A 14,444-nucleotide genomic window follows, 5' to 3' on the forward strand; every position below is an offset into this window, starting at 1 on the left:
ACGCCGGAACTGGAAGCGGCTGCGGCCGCATTCACGCTCCCCGGGCACGCCGTGGGGATTCCGGACAACGAAGCCGTCGTCCGCGTGCCCGCGCCCACACCGTGGAGATCAGCGCCCTGCTGACGCCGGAGACCGGCGGCCGCTGGACGTTCGGACTCGGCGGGTTCGGCCGGATGTCCCTGACCGTGGACGGCCACCGGCTGATCGACGCCGCCTTCCCCCGCGCCACCGACGATCCCGCCGTCGTCCACGTGCATCCGCCCGGCCCCACCGCCCACCACACCCTCGCCGCGGGGACCCCGGTGCTCGTCGTCGCCCGGCGCGAACTCGCCCCGGACACCGGCCGCGCCACCGTGCTGAGCGCCGCCCCGCCGGCCGTGCCCGCGGACGCCGCGATCGCCGAGGCCGTCGCCGCGGCCCGCCGGGCCGACGCGGCCGTGGTCGTCGTGGGCACCACCGACGGCAGCGAGGCGGAAGGACACGACCGCACCTCCCTCGCCCTGCCCGGACGCCAGGACGACCTCGTGCGGGCCGTCGCCGCGGCCAACCCCCGCACCGTGGTGGTGGTCAACTCCGGCGCCCCGGTAGAACTCCCGTGGCGGCACGAGGCCGGCGCGGTCCTGCTCACCTGGCTGCCCGGACAGGAGGCGGGCAGCGCCCTCGCCGACCTCCTCTTCGGCTCCGTCGAACCCGGCGGCAGGCTCCCGACGACCTGGCCGGAGCGGCTCGGCGACGCCCCGGTGAGCGCGACCCAGCCCGTCGACGGTGTGCTCGCCTACGACGAGGGCGTGCACGTCGGACACCGGGCCTGGCTGCGTGCCGGGCGCGCGCCGGCCTACTGGTTCGGGCACGGCCTCGGGTACACGACGTGGCACTACGAGAGCGTCGAAGCACCCGAAGCCGTGCCCGCGGGCGGCGAGTTCACCGTGACCGTGCGCGTGCGCAACACCGGTGACCGTGCGGGGCGGGAGGTCGTCCAGGTCTATCTGTCCCGGCCGGACTCGGCGGTGGACCGGCCGGTGCGCTGGCTCGCCGGGTACGCGGCCGTGCGGGCGGCGCCCGGCGAGACGGCCCTGGCCCGGATCACGGTGGCCGCCCGTGCGCTGCGGCACTGGAGCGCGCAGGAGGGTGGCTGGGCCGGTGAGCCGGGCCGGTTCACCGTGCACGGGGGCCGGTCGGCCGGGGACCTCCCGCTCACCGCGCATGTGCGGGTGCTCGACGGGGGAGAGGGGGGAGGACCTGCGCAAGAGAGCGCTCTATGCGCGGTGACGCGGCACGATTAGGCTGCGTGCATGCAACGACAGTCCCTGACGCTGGAGGACGTGGCACGGGAGGCCGGGGTCTCGCGTGCCACCGTCTCCCGGGTGATCAACGAGGTCCCCAGCGTGGACCCCGCCATCCGCGAGACCGTGCGCGAGGCGATCAGGCGGACCGGGTACACGCCCAACCGGGCGGCCCGTTCGCTGGTCACCCGGCGCGCGGAGACCATCGCCCTGGTGGTGTCCGGCGCGGGCGAGGAGGGCGAGAGCGCCCAGAACGCCTTCGCGGCACGGGTCTTCGCGGACCCCTTCTTCGGCCGCATCGTCAGCGGGGTCGTCGCGTTCCTCAGGACGCGCTCCATGCACCCGGTCCTGATGTTCGCCGAGTCGGGACCGGCCCGGGACGACGTGATGGCGTACCTGCGCGCGGGCCGGGCCGACGGCGCGCTCGTCGTCTCCACGCACGCCGAGGATCCGCTGCCGCCGCTGCTGGCCCGGGCACAGGTGCCCGCCGTCTGTTTCGCCCGGCCCGCGCTGCCCGCCCCCATCAGCTACGTGGACCTGGCGCACGGCGAAGGCGGCCGGATGGCCGCGCAGCATCTGCTGGAGCGCGGCCGGCGCCGGGTGGCGACGGTGACGGGGCCGCTGGACCTGCCCGCAGGACAGCAGCGGCTGGCCGGGTTCCGCGAGGCGATGGAGCGGGCGGGGGTGCCCTATGTCCCCATCGCGGAGGGCGGGTTCACCCTCGGCAGCGGCGCCGCCGCGATGGCCCGGCTGCTGGAGGACCACCCCCACCTGGACGGGGTGTTCGCCGCCAACGACCTGATGGCGCAGGGCGTCTGCCAGGTGCTGCGCGAACGGGGCCGGCGCGTCCCGCAGGACGTCGCGGTGGTCGGCTTCGACGACTCCAGCGTGGCCATCACCTGCACGCCGCCGCTGACGACCGTGCGCCAGCCGGTCGAGGAGATGGCCATGGCCATGGCCCGCATCCTCCAGGAGCACATCGAGGGCGAACGCACGGAGCCCACCGCCCGGATCTTCGAACCCGAGCTGGTGGTCCGCGCGTCCACGTGAGGGACGGCCGCGCTCAACGGCCGCCGGGGGAGCGGCGGTCGAGGACCGCGACCACAAGGAGCAGCACCAGGAGCAGCCCGGCGAACCAGGTCATCGCCGCGGTGGCGGTGAGCGAGAGGGTGGCCACGCCGATGGCGACGGCCGGGACGCTCAGCCCCAGGTAGGCGACGAGGAACAGGCTCGCGAGGGCCTCGCTGCGGCGCGCGGGCGCGGCCATCGCGACCACCCTGCCGACCGCCGCCTTGAACAGCAGCCCCGCCCCGACCCCGGCGACGACGCCGCCGGCGAGGAACGCGGCCAGGTCCACGGTGTGCATGCCGACGACGAGCGTGAGGAAGCCGGCGCCCTCGGCGAGCAGCCCCGCCGTCATCTTCGCGCGGGGCGTCAGCCGGTGCGTCAGCGTCTGGGCCAGCGCCGCGCCGCCGAACACGGCGAAGACGATACCGCCGGCCAGGCCCCGGGACGGATGGCCGAGCGTGTGCCCGACGAACCCCGCCGCGATCGAGGTGAACAGACCGAACACCGCGAAGGAGGCGAAGGCGGCCGCCGCCGCGGCGATGTACCCGGCCCGGTCCCCGTGGTCGGCGCTCACCCGCTGCGGACGGTACCGGGGCCGCGCCTCGGGCCGGCGGACCGTCTCGGGGGCGAGCGCGAGCGCCGCCATGACCAGCACGAGCAGCGCCACGAAGACCGCGTAGGGCACTCGCAGCGGGGCCCCCGCGTACTGGGCGAGGAACCCGGCGACCAGCGGGCCGAGGCCCAGGCCGCCGATGTTGGCCGCGGTGGAGACCACCTCGAACCGCTGCGCGGAGGCGCCCGGCCGGTGCGCGGCGTGCAGTTCGTGCAGGTGCGCGGTGGCCGTGGCGGTCAGCATGCCCACGCCGAGGCCGGTGACGAAGCGGGCCACCAGCAGCATGGGCAGCGCCGCGCTCGACAGGAAGAGCACGGCCGCGACGAGTTCCAGGGCGAGCGCGGCCACGAGGATCCGGCGGCGCCCCACCCAGTCCGAGACGTGTCCGGCCAGCACGAGACTGACCATCACCCCCACCGAGTAGACCGCGAAGACCACGGTGACCATGAACGTGGAGAAGCCGTCCCGGACCTCGTAGAGGGGATACAGCGGGGTGGGGACGGTGGAGAACGCCATGGCGACGAGGAACGCCCCGGCGACCGCCCAGAACCCGACGCCGTGGCGGACCGGACCGGCGGTCGCGGGCGGCGGGCCCGCCGGTGAGGAGGACCGGGCGCGCGAAGGCGTCGACGTGGTCATGGCACTGCTCCGATCGCAGAAGATCCGTGGTCCGTGCACGTTCTACTGTGCGCCTCCGCCACGATCACGTCCAACGAATCATCGCGCTGGTAGCGATCTGCCTGTGCGATAGTTGCCGGTGTGGAGCTTCGACATCTCGCCTATTTCGTGGCCGTCGCCGAGGAACAGAACTTCACGCGCGCCGCGGCCCGGCTGCACATCGTCCAGTCCGCGGTCTCCGCCGCGGTGAAGGCCCTGGAGCGCGAACTCGACGCGCGGCTGCTCGACCGGAACTCCAAGCGGGTGCTGCTCACCGACGCGGGCCGCGCCCTGCTGCCCCGGGCCCGGATCGCCCTGGACGCCGCGCGGGACGCGGCCGACGCCGTCGCCGAGGTACGCGGCGGGCTGCGCGGCACCCTGCGGCTCGGCACGCTGACCTCGATCCGGCTGATCGACCTGCCCGCCCTGCTCGGCGAGTTCCACCGCCGCCACCCCGGCGTGCAGCTGCAGATCAGCGTCGCGCCCACCGGCTCTCAGGGGCACCTCGAAGCGCTCACCGAACGCCGTCTCGATCTGGCCTTCGTCTCGCTGCCGGGACCGCAGCCGCCGGGGATCGACCTGCTGCCGCTGACCGGTTCCACGCTGTACCTGGTCGCGCCGCCCGGCCACGCGCTCGCCGGGCGGCCGGAGGTGGAGATCGGCGAGCTGGCCGGGCTGCGCTTCATCGACTGCCCGGTCGGCTACGGCAACCGCGCCGTCGCCGACCGGGCGTTCGCGGCCGCCCATGTGCCGCGCCACGTCACCATCGAGATCACCGACATCGCGACCAGCGCGGACTACGTGCGCGCCGGCCTCGGCATCGCGCTGCTGCCCCGCTTCCTCGCCGACACCACGCACGGTCTCGTCATGATCCCGGTGACCGGCGCCGATCTGCACTGGCCGCTCTCGCTCGCGGCCCCGGCGGGCCGGACGCGGAGCGCCGCGGCCCGCGCGCTGACCGACCTGCTCCGGGAGCACGTGCCGACGGCGGGGTGACGAGGGAGAGGCGGGAGAGGCGCCCTCATGCCGCGTCGCGCGCCACCTTCCGGGCCCACAGCACCAGCGGCACCTGGAGCGGCACCCGTGCCTGCGCGGCGCGCCGCAGCGGGGCCGGGCGGCCGCGCCAGTCCAGGGCCATCTGCGCATTGGCGGGAGCGACGGCGACGAAGAACGCGGCCGCGGCCGAAGCCGCCCGCACCCGGGTACGCGGCAGGGCGACCCCGGCCGCAAGGGCCAGCTCCACCGCACCGCTGGCGTACGTCCAGGTGCGCGGCGGGCCCGGGAGGAGCCGCGGCACCATCGCGTCGAACGGCTTCGGCGACAGCAGATGGGCGAGTCCCGCCCCGGCCAGCAGGCCGGCGAGGAGCTGAGGCGAACGGACGCGGCGCACGGGGCCTCCTGGTGAGCAGGGCGGGAACGGCTGCCGTGCGATCTTACTTACTGGTCAGTAAGCGTGTCGAGAACGCTCCTGCCGGGCCCGGCGCGTCAGACCCGGCGGTAGCGGGCCAGCGCGAACGAGAACAGGCCGAACAGCAGCAGCCCGAGCGCGACCAGGGCCAGCAGCCACGGCCCGGCCGGTGTGCCCGCGAAAGAGCGCAGGGTGCCGTCCACGCCCTTGGCCTCGTCGGGGTCGTACTGGGCGGCGGCGATCAGCACGAAGACGCCCGCGCCCGTGTAGATCAGTCCGCGGGCCAGGCCCCCGCTGATGCCCAGGATGTCGACCACCCGGCGCACCTGCTGCGACATCTGCGCCTTCTTGAGGTGCTTGTGGTACTTGCGCTGTGCGGCTCGCACGCCGACGCCGATGCCTATGCCGATCATCACGAGAGCGGCGATGCCGACGAGCCAGCGGCCCGCCGGAAGGTCGAGCGCCCGCGAGGTGAAGTCACGCGACTTCGCGTCGCTGCCCTTGCTGTCACGCGAGGACGTGGCGAACGACAGCACGGAGTACGCCATGAACCCGTAGAAGACGCACCGCCCGGCGGAGAGGATCCGCTTGCCCGGCTTGTCGCCGTCGGGCCCGGCCGAGCCGAACGCGGCCTCGCTGAGCCGCCACAGCGCCATGCCCACCAGGCCGATGCCGACCGCCCACACCAGGACCTTGCCGAACGGCTGCTGGGCCAGTTCGCGGATGGCGCCGCTGCTGTCCGCCTCCTTCTTCTCACCGCTGAACGCGACGCGCAGGGCCAGCAGCCCGATCAGCAGGTAGAGCACTCCGCGTGCGATCAGACCCCCGCGCGCGCCGGTGTCGACGACGGAACTGTTCGCGGCCTGACGGGCTTTGGATCTGCCCTTGATCGCCTTCACGTGTCCTCCTTGTGCCATCGGCGCCCCCCACGGTTCGCCGCAGAGACGACGACTTCCCCGGCTCGGCCCCGGCATGCGGGGACGGTGACGACGCGCCTCAGTACTTTGCACTCACTGATGACAAAGTATGGACGTGCTGAGCAGAAGTCCCCTACGGTGACGGCGCAACCGTAGGAGCTCTGCCGTCCGCGCACCCGCGCAGCGGTCACGCTCGACCGGAGTGCGAATCCGGCGGCCTCCGGTCCCGTCCTGGAGGACCGATGCATCCACGGCTGTTCCGCTCTGCCCGAAGACGCCTCACCACCCTGCTCGTCGGGGGCTTCCTCGCCGGAGGCGTCTGGACCGCGCCCCCGTCCGTCGCCGCCACCGACGTCCCGCCGCAGGAATCCGGTGTCACCCTGCGGGTCTTCGACACCCAGGTGCCGCTCAGCAAGCTCTGCACGCTCAAACCGGGCCAGACCCCCAACCACGACAAACTGATGCGGACCGTCGACTGGTCCAGCACCGACGACTTCGGCGGCTTCGCCGACAACTTCTCGGCGCAGGCGTCCGGTTATCTGGTCGTGCCGAGCGACGGCACGTACTCCTTCCGCCTCACCAGCGACGACGGCTCGCGGCTCATCCTCGACGACCGTGCGGTCATCGACCACGACGGGCTGCACGGCGCCGAGCCCAAGGACGGCGCCGTCCAGCTCACGGCGGGCTCGCACCCGTTGCGCGTCGACTACTTCGAGGCGGGCGGCGGCCAGCAGCTCACCCTCTCCTGGAAGCCGCCGGGCGCCGCCGACTTCACCGTCGTGCCGCAGGAGGCGCTGAGCACCGACGCCGGGGTGGTGCGGGTCACCGCGCCCGGCCGCAAGGAGTGCGAGGCCGGCGCGGACAGCCCCGGCGACGGACTGCCGCTGACCGGCGTCCGCCCCGACCTCGACCTCACCGACCTGCGCCCCGACGGCTTCGAACCGCAGGTCACCGGTATGGACTGGCTGCCCGACGGTCGCCTCGCGCTCAGCACCTGGGGCGGCTCCGAGAACGTGGCGGGCGAGGTGTACCTCCTCGACCACGTCACCGGCACCACCGACCGCTCCAAGGTGACCGTCAAGAAGATCGCGAGCGGCCTTCGCGAGCCGATGGGCCTCAAGTACGTCGACGGTTCCCTGTACGTCTCGCAGAAGCACGAGCTGACCCGACTGGTCGACACCGACAAGGACTTGGTGACCGACGAGTACCGCACCGTCGCCACCTGGCCCTACGGCGGCAACTTCCACGAGTTCGCCTTCGGGCTGCTCTACCGCGACGGCTCCTTCTACGTGAACCTCTCCGTCGCCATCGACTACGGCGGCGCCACCACCACCCCGCAGCCCGCGCCCGGCCGCGGCACCACGTACAAGATCAGCAAGAAAACGGGGAAGATCTCCCCGGTCGCGGGCGGCCTGCGCACCCCGAACGGGATCGGCTGGGGCCCCGGGGGCTCGATCTTCACCGCCGACAACCAGGGCGGCTGGCTCCCCGCGTCGAAGCTCGTCCAGATCAAGCAGGACCGCTTCTTCAACCACTACACCGAACCGTCCGGCCTCTTCGAGCACCGGCCCGTCACCCAGCCGGTGCTCTGGCTGCCGCAGAACGAGATAGCCAACTCGCCCAGTACGCCGCTGTACCTCACCAAGGGGCGGTTCGCGGGCCAGATGCTCTTCGGCGACGTCACCTACGGCGGCCTCCAGCGCGGCTACTTGGAGAAGGTGAAGGGCCAGTACCAGGGCGCCGTCTTCCGCTACACCCAGGGACTGGAGGCCGGGGTCAACCGGATCACCATGGGCCCCGACGGCGCGATCTACGCGGGCGGCCTCGGCGCCGACGGCAACTGGGGCCAGGCGGGCAAGCTCCGGTTCGGCCTGCAGAAGCTCACCCCCAACGGCGGCAACACCTTCGACATCAAGGAGATGCGCGCCGTCCCCGGCGGCTTCGACCTGGAGTACACCCAGCCCCTCTCCCAGGAGACCGCCGACAAGCTGGCCGAGCGGTACACGGCCGAACAGTGGCGCTACACCCCGACGAGCGACTACGGCGGCCCCAAGATCGCCGAGGAGCGGCTCGCCGTGGGCTCGGCCACCCTCGCCGACCAGGGCCGCACGGTGCGGCTGCGCCTCGACGGCCTCAAGCCCGGCCGCGTCGTCCACCTCCGCTCGCCGCGCCCCTTCGCCTCCTCCTCCGGCGAGCCGCTGTGGAGCACGGAGGCCTGGTACACGCTGAACGAGATGCCCGGCAAGCAGCCCCCGGCCGCCACGCTCTACGAGGCCGAGGAAGCGCGCCTGACCGGCACGGCCGGGATCCACACCGACCACACCGGCTACTCGGGCAGCGGCTTCGTCGACCGCTACCAGACCGAGGGCAAGGCCGCCACGACCTTCGACGTGACGGTCCCCAAGGCCGGCGAGTACGACGTCAACCTGCGCTACTCCAACGGCCCCAACCCCTACGAGGGCACCAAGTCCCTCTCCCTGTACGCCAACGGGACCAAGCTGCGACAGACCCCGCTGCCCTCCACCGGCACCTGGGACACCTGGTCGACGACGACCGAACGCGTCGCCCTGCGCGCGGGGAAGAACACGGTCGCCTACCGCTACGACACCGGCGACGCGGGCCACGTCAACCTCGACCTGATCACCGTGCGCCCGCGCGGCGCCCCGGTCACCCTCTTCGACGGCACGGCCGCCTCCCAGACCCAGTGGCAGCACACGGACGGCCGGAAACCGCAGTGGCCGCTCGCCGACGAGCGGTCGATGGAGGTGTGCTGCGGCGACATCCGGACCAAGGATGCCTACCAGGACTTCACGCTGCACGCGGAGTTCCGGGTCCCGCTGCTGCCGGACGACGTGACCGGTCAGGACCGCGGCAACAGCGGCATCTACCTCCAGGACCGCTACGAACTCCAGATCCTGGACTCCTACGGCGACCCGGCCCCCGCCGCCGACGAGGCCGGGGCGATCTACGAGAAGAAGGCGCCCGACGTGAACGCCGCGACGGCGCCAGAGACCTGGCAGACGTACGACATCACGTTCCGCGCGGCGCGCTTCGACGACAGCGGCGCCAAGACCGCCGACGCGCGGGTGAGCGTGGTGTGGAACGGCGAGAAGGTCCACGACGACATCGCCCTCGACGGCCCGACCGCCGCGGGCGCCCCCGAGGGGCCGGCGGCCGGCGCGATCCGGCTCCAGGATCACGGCAACAAGGTGCGCTTCCGTGCCCTCACGGTGACGCCCCTGAACTGAGGTGGCCGGAGAGAACGACGTGACCGTCCGGCGCGCACCCGACCCCGTGTGCGTGCCGGACGGGCTTGGAGGGGAGGGCGCGCGCCTGTCATCATGCGATGACATCACTTGATGACATGAACGGGAAAACCTTGTCTCCCTCCATACCGGCGCCCGCGCCCGCCACGGCACTCCCGGCCCCCGTGCTCCGCCACCCGCGGGCCCTGGTGCCCGTCCTCGTCTCCCTCGGCATGCTCGTCGCCGTCGTCAGCAGCCTCGGCGCGCCCCTGATCCCCACCATCGCCGCCGAGGACCACGTCTCGCTGGCCGGCGCGCAGTGGGCGCTGACCGTGACGATGCTGGTCGGCGCCGTCGCCACGCCGGTCATGGGACGGCTGGGCGACGGCCCCCACCGCAAGCGCGTCATCCTCGCCGGTCTCGGCGCCGTCATGGCGGGCAGCCTGCTGGCGGCCCTCCCGCTCGGCTTCCCCTGCCTGCTCGCCGGCCGGGCGATGCAGGGCGTCGGCATGGGACTCGTCCCGCTCGCCATCGCCACCGCCCGCGACGCGCTCCCCCCGCACCAGGCGCGCGCCGCGGTCGCCACGCTCTCGCTGACCACGGCGGCGGGCATCGGCCTCGGTTACCCCATCACCGGCCTGTTCGCCGAGTACCTCGGCATGTACGCCGGATTCTGGTTCGCGCTCGCCACCGCCGTCGCCGCGTTCGCCGCCACCGTGATCGTCGTGCCCGCGCCCCCGCGCCGGCCGACCACGCCCATGGATCACCCGGGCGCGCTGCTGCTGGCCGGCGGCATGGCCGCGTTGCTGCTCAGCCTCGCGGAGGGGGAGCGCTGGGGCTGGGGCTCCCCGCGGCTGCTGGCGCTCGCGGCCGCCGCCGTCCTGCTGCTCGCCGCCTGGGTGCTGCACTCGCTGCGCTCCACGCACCCGCTGGTGCGGGTGAGCCTCGTCAAGGACCGCGGCGTCCTCGTCGCCAACCTCACCACCATGGTCGGCGGCGTCGGCACCTACCTGCTCATCGCCCTGGTGACCCGGTACGTGCAGACCCCCGAATCCGCCGGATACGGCTTCGGCGCGTCCATCGTCGTCACCGGGCTGCTGCTCGTCCCCTTCTCCGCCGCCAGCCTCCTCACCGGCCGGCTCGTGCGGGCCCTGGGCGCCGCCGCCACCCCCGCGCGGATGCTGCCGCTCGGCTGCCTGCTGTCGCTGGCCGGGCTGGTCTGCTTCCTGCTCGCCCGCTCCAGCCTGTGGGGCATCGGCGTGATGATGGCGCTGGCCGGCCTCGGCGTCGGCGTCACGTTCGCCGTCACCCCCGGGCTCATCGTCGGCGGGGTGCCCGCGGCGGAGACCGGCAGCGCGATGAGCTTCAATCAGGTCGTGAAGTACATCGGATACTCGACCGGCAGCGCGCTGAGCGCGGTCGTCCTCCAGGCCCACACCGCCGAGGGCGCGGCCCTGCCCACGAACGACGGGTACCGCAGCGCCGGGCTCGTCGGCTGCGCCGCGTTCCTGGCCACCGGCGTCCTCGCCGTGGCGCTGACCCGGTTCGGCGCCAAGCCCCGGCCCTCGGTCGTCGCGGCCGTCCAGAGCGCTGTGCCCGGCGCCGGCGCGGAGGCGAGCCGCCCGTGACCGGCCAGGACCAGGGCCGGACCCGCGGCGCCGCGCGCAGCCGCACCGCGCTGCTGCGCGCCGCGACGGAACTCTTCTCCGAACGCGGCTACGACCGCACCACCATCCGAGAGATCGGCGAACGCGCCGGCGTCGACGCCGCCCTGATCGCCCGCCACTTCGGCAGCAAGGCCCTGCTCTACGTGGAGGTGCTGCGCGCCGAACACGGTCCCGAGGCCCCCGTGGACCTGCTCACCGAGCCGCGCCTGCGGGAGGTCGCCGAGCGGGCCGAACGGCGCGGTCCGGTGCCGCTGCTGCGCGTCGCGGTCCAGCCGCTCAGCGAACCGGGAGCGCAGGACGCCACCCGCGAGGCCCTCCACGCCCGCCTGGTGGCGCCCCTGCGGGCCCGCTTCACCCGCGAGGGCCGCGACCGGCCGGGGCTGCGCGCCGACATCCTGGTCGCCTCGATCGCCGGAGTCCTGCTGGCCCGCCACTCCGGCGCCTTCGACGACCTGGCCGACGCGACGGTGGACGAGGTCGTGGATGTGCTGATGGAGATGTATGGGCGGGAGTGACAGGGGGTTGGGGGCGGGGCGGCGAAGGTGTCACCCGGGGGGTGGTGCGCAGGGGTGCTGCCCCCGACGCCGCCGCGCCGCGTCGGCCCGGCGTAGGAGCGTGGCACCTGAGGTCATCCGGCCGTCCCGCCCCGGTGCAGGGGTACGGCACGTGAGGTCATCCGGCCGTCCCGCCCCGGTGCAGGGGTGGGACACCTGGGGTCATCCAGCCCCGTCGCCCCGGCGTAGGGGTGCGGCATCTCACGTCACCCCGCCGTACCCCGCCGCAGTAGGAGCGTGGCACCTGAGGTCATCCGGCTGTCCTGCCCCGCCGTAGGAGTACGGCACGTGAGGTCATCCGGCCGTCCTGCCCCGGTGCAGGGGCGCTGCACCTCACGCCACCCCGCCGCGTCGCCCCGCCGTAGGAGCGCGACACCTGACTCGCCCGGCCGCCCGTCCCAGCGCAGGGGCGCGACACCTGACGCCGCCCCACCCCGTCACACCCCGTAGGGCACCGCCCCTCGAGTCACCCCGCCCGCCCGGCGCCGGACGGCGATCAGCAGATGGTGTCCGTCGGCTTCGGGTTGCCGAGGCCGAACAGGGGGCGCAGCCGCAACCCCGCCCACGTGCCGAGGAGGGCGACGCCGCCCCAGATCCAGCCGTGCAGTGAGCCCGAGGCGATGCCCGCGAGGTAGGCGCCGATGTTGCAGCCGCCCGCGAGACGCGCCCCGACCCCCATCAGGAGACCGCCGAGCACCGCGGCGAGCGCGGTCCGGGCCGGGATGCCGCGGTGCAGCTTCCAGACACCGCCCGCGGCGGCGGCGACCGCGGCGCCGATCATGATGCCGAGGTCGGTGAGGCTGGTCTTGTCGGCCAGCACCGGCCCCGCCAGCTGGGCCGCGCTGTCGGGCCGGCGCCAGTACGCCCAGGTCTCCGGCGCCCCGCCGAGCACGCCCACCGCCTTCGCGCCCCACAGCGAGAACGCGCTGGTGACGCCCCAGGCACCGCCCGAGACGAGCAGCACACCGGCGCCGAGCACCGCGAGCACCACGGCGCCCACGGCCAGTGGCCAGGAGCCGCGCACCGTACGGGCGAGCGCGGAGCGGGCGGAGGGCGGTGCGCCGATGGGCGGCGGGTTGCGACGGGCCTGCACGGTCCGTGCCACGTACCAGATCGCGGCCAGGGCCACGACGGTCAGCGCCCAGGAACCGAACCAGCCGACGTGGTCGGAGAGTACGTAGGGATCGAGGGCGGGCAGCGCGCTCCAGAGCCCGAACTGCCAGGCGGCGAGGGTCGACCCGGTGATGAACCCGAAGAGGGTGAGCACGATCGTGCTCTGTCCCGAGCCGACGGCGAAGAGCGTGCCGGAGGCGCAGGCGCCGCCGAGCTGCATGCCGACGGCGAAGAGGAACGCCCCGACCAGCAGCCCCACGCCGATGGGCCCCGCGCTGACCGCGGGCACCGTGCCGAACAGGCCGGTCCCGGTGCCGATGACGAGGGCGAAGAGGGTGGCGGTGGCGCCGAGGAGGAGGGTGTGGGCCCGCAGGCCGGTCCCGTTGCCGACGGCGACGAGCTGGCGCCAGGCGGAGGTGAACCCGAAGCGCGAGTGGAACAGCGCGAAGCCGAGTCCGATGCCGAGCAGCAACAGGACTCCGGACTTGGCGCCGTGCGCGGCGAAGACGTACGCGGTGAGCGCCGCGCCGATGACACCGGCGCCGACCAGCGGAGCCCGCCGGACCGGGGGAGCGGCCTCCGCGCGCGGCGCGGGGGACGACGTGGGGGAGGGGGAGAGCAGGGCGGGCCGGGGCGGCGCCCCGGCAGAGGGAGCGGTGGTCAAAGGGGACTCCGGAACAGGGAGGGGGGAGCGTCGGACGGGCATGACGGCCGGGGCCGGGGCCTGCGTCAGCGGCGACAGAGCGCGTCGTCCACGCTCCACGACGTGGCCGCGAAGAGCGCGAGCGCCAGGCGGCGAGCGGGTCCGAACATGCCCCCACCATAAGGATCGATAGGAGCAGACATAAATGCGTCTCATATGACGAACGCCGTCACGGTCAGGGTGCGGCTTTGCTCGTCGGGCATACAATCGCGCGCATGACGCAAGACGACGGCGAACTGGACGGTTTGGTACGCAGACGCATCCGCGCCCTGCGGGTGGCGCAGGGCTGGTCCCTGGAGGAGCTGGCCTCGCGGGCGAACGTGAGCCAGTCCACGCTCTCCCGCATCGAGAACGGCCGCCGCCGCCTCGCGCTCGACCAACTCGTCGTCCTCGCCCGGGCCCTGGACACCTCGCTGGACCAGCTCGTCGAGACCGCCGCGGAGGACGTCGTCCGCAACCCGACCGCCGACGGCGCCCGCGGGCAGCTGCGCTGGCCCATCACGGCGGAGCCCGGCATGACCGTCATCCGGCAGCGACTGACCGAGCCGCCGCCGGACAACCCCGCCCGGATGCGCGCTCATCCGGGCCACGAGTGGCTCGTCGTCCTGTCCGGCACCGCGATCCTGCTCCTCGGCGACCGGCGCCTGCGGATCGAGACCCACCAGGCGGCGGAGTTCCCCACGATGCTCCCGCACGCCATCGGCACCGAGAGCGGTCCGTGCGAGATCCTCGGCATCTTCGACCGCGACGCCCGCCGCGGGCACCAGCGCGGTGAGGAGGCCACGGAGCCGCCCCGCCCCGCCCCGTGACGGGCGTTCAGGAAAAACGTCGCATCGGCAGGTGTGCGGGATTATTTCCTGGGTAATCGCGGCGCGACGGGGAACGACAGGCCAGGCTCGATACACAAGGAGCGGGACGCAATGATCACCGTGACGGCGCAGGGACAGACGCAGGCCACCCGGAGCGAGGAGGACCTGGTCGAGCGCGCATACACGGATCCCTCCTCCATCGCGCCCAAGGACGCGCGGGAGGTCGGCAAGCGCTTCTTCGACCGGCTCACCCAGCTCGAAGAGGGCACGCACGAGTACCAGTACGTGCGCAACTGCCTGATCGAGATGAATCTCTCCCTGGTGCAGTACGCGGCCTCCCGGTTCAAGCACCGCGGCCCGCAGGAGATGGAGGACATCGTCCAGGTCGGCACGATCGGCCTGATCAA

At 73.6% G+C, this 14,444-nt stretch carries 10 protein-coding genes and 2 pseudogenes; 8 read left to right on the forward strand and 4 right to left on the reverse strand.

Annotation, left to right across the window (positions count from 1 at the left end; all coding sequences use genetic code 11):
- Positions 1-92 precede the first annotated feature (92 nt).
- A pseudogene (locus ABZY33_RS34720) lies at positions 93-1,283 on the forward strand (glycoside hydrolase family 3 C-terminal domain-containing protein); the annotation flags it as partial.
- A 9-nt stretch (positions 1,284-1,292) separates the two neighbouring features.
- Positions 1,293-2,333: a LacI family DNA-binding transcriptional regulator gene (locus ABZY33_RS34725; RefSeq protein ID WP_356495706.1), complete on the forward strand. Its 1,041-nt coding sequence runs from the start codon at positions 1,293-1,295 to the stop codon at positions 2,331-2,333.
- Positions 2,334-2,346: 13 nt separating this feature from the next.
- Here the strand turns inward: ABZY33_RS34725 and ABZY33_RS34730 are convergent, their stop codons facing one another.
- Positions 2,347-3,603 (reverse strand): MFS transporter, encoded by a 1,257-nt coding sequence (locus ABZY33_RS34730; RefSeq protein WP_356495707.1) that lies wholly within the window; start codon positions 3,601-3,603, stop codon positions 2,347-2,349.
- Positions 3,604-3,723: 120 nt separating this feature from the next.
- On the opposite strand from ABZY33_RS34730, the gene ABZY33_RS34735 reads away from it, so the two are divergent.
- Positions 3,724-4,617, forward strand: a complete 894-nt coding sequence (locus ABZY33_RS34735; RefSeq protein WP_356495708.1) for a LysR family transcriptional regulator — start codon at positions 3,724-3,726, stop codon at positions 4,615-4,617.
- A gap of 25 nt (positions 4,618-4,642) precedes the next feature.
- On the opposite strand, the gene ABZY33_RS34740 is transcribed toward ABZY33_RS34735, so the two are convergent.
- Both ABZY33_RS34740 and ABZY33_RS34745 read right to left on the reverse strand, forming a co-directional pair.
- Positions 4,643-5,011 carry a hypothetical protein gene (locus ABZY33_RS34740; RefSeq protein ID WP_356495709.1) on the reverse strand — a complete coding sequence of 123 codons (369 nt, stop codon included), beginning with the start codon at positions 5,009-5,011 and terminating at the stop codon, positions 4,643-4,645.
- A 95-nt stretch (positions 5,012-5,106) separates the two neighbouring features.
- Entirely contained in the window at positions 5,107-5,928 is an 822-nt protein-coding gene (locus tag ABZY33_RS34745; RefSeq protein ID WP_356495710.1) for a DUF1206 domain-containing protein, read from the reverse strand.
- 260 nt (positions 5,929-6,188) lie between these two features.
- On the opposite strand from ABZY33_RS34745, the gene ABZY33_RS34750 reads away from it, so the two are divergent.
- The 3 genes from ABZY33_RS34750 (at position 6,189) to ABZY33_RS34760 (ending at position 11,373) form a co-directional block, all read left to right on the forward strand.
- Positions 6,189-9,194 carry a family 16 glycoside hydrolase gene (locus ABZY33_RS34750; protein WP_356495711.1) on the forward strand — a complete coding sequence of 1,002 codons (3,006 nt, stop codon included), beginning with the start codon at positions 6,189-6,191 and terminating at the stop codon, positions 9,192-9,194.
- Positions 9,195-9,310: 116 nt separating this feature from the next.
- Positions 9,311-10,819 carry an MFS transporter gene (locus tag ABZY33_RS34755; RefSeq protein WP_356495712.1) on the forward strand — a complete coding sequence of 503 codons (1,509 nt, stop codon included), beginning with the start codon at positions 9,311-9,313 and terminating at the stop codon, positions 10,817-10,819.
- Positions 10,816-11,373: a TetR family transcriptional regulator gene (locus ABZY33_RS34760; protein WP_356495713.1), complete on the forward strand. Its 558-nt coding sequence runs from the start codon at positions 10,816-10,818 to the stop codon at positions 11,371-11,373. Before ABZY33_RS34755 ends, ABZY33_RS34760 begins: the two co-directional genes overlap by 4 nt.
- Positions 11,374-11,908: 535 nt before the next feature.
- On the opposite strand, the gene ABZY33_RS34765 is transcribed toward ABZY33_RS34760, so the two are convergent.
- Positions 11,909-13,189 carry a YeeE/YedE family protein gene (locus tag ABZY33_RS34765; RefSeq protein WP_356495714.1) on the reverse strand — a complete coding sequence of 427 codons (1,281 nt, stop codon included), beginning with the start codon at positions 13,187-13,189 and terminating at the stop codon, positions 11,909-11,911.
- Between the two features lie 254 nt (positions 13,190-13,443).
- On the opposite strand from ABZY33_RS34765, the gene ABZY33_RS34770 reads away from it, so the two are divergent.
- Both ABZY33_RS34770 and ABZY33_RS34775 read left to right on the forward strand, forming a co-directional pair.
- Positions 13,444-14,037 (forward strand): XRE family transcriptional regulator, encoded by a 594-nt coding sequence (locus ABZY33_RS34770; protein ID WP_356495715.1) that lies wholly within the window; start codon positions 13,444-13,446, stop codon positions 14,035-14,037.
- Between the two features lie 111 nt (positions 14,038-14,148).
- Positions 14,149-14,444, forward strand: a pseudogene (locus ABZY33_RS34775) (RNA polymerase sigma factor SigF); the annotation flags it as partial.

It is taken from the genome of Streptomyces sp. NPDC006552 (genome assembly GCF_040611655.1).
GTDB lineage: Bacteria > Actinomycetota > Actinomycetes > Streptomycetales > Streptomycetaceae > Streptomyces.

Excerpts from the sequence above, each read along its gene's own strand:
- ABZY33_RS34755 (WP_356495712.1), top strand. The coding sequence starts at position 9,311 with ATGAACGGGAAAACCTTGTCTCCCTCCATACCGGCGCCCGCGCCCGCC.
- ABZY33_RS34730 (WP_356495707.1), bottom strand. The coding sequence starts at position 3,603 with ATGACCACGTCGACGCCTTCGCGCGCCCGGTCCTCCTCACCGGCGGGC.
- ABZY33_RS34750 (WP_356495711.1), top strand. The coding sequence starts at position 6,189 with ATGCATCCACGGCTGTTCCGCTCTGCCCGAAGACGCCTCACCACCCTG.
- ABZY33_RS34725 (WP_356495706.1), top strand. The coding sequence starts at position 1,293 with ATGCAACGACAGTCCCTGACGCTGGAGGACGTGGCACGGGAGGCCGGG.
- ABZY33_RS34770 (WP_356495715.1), top strand. The coding sequence starts at position 13,444 with ATGACGCAAGACGACGGCGAACTGGACGGTTTGGTACGCAGACGCATC.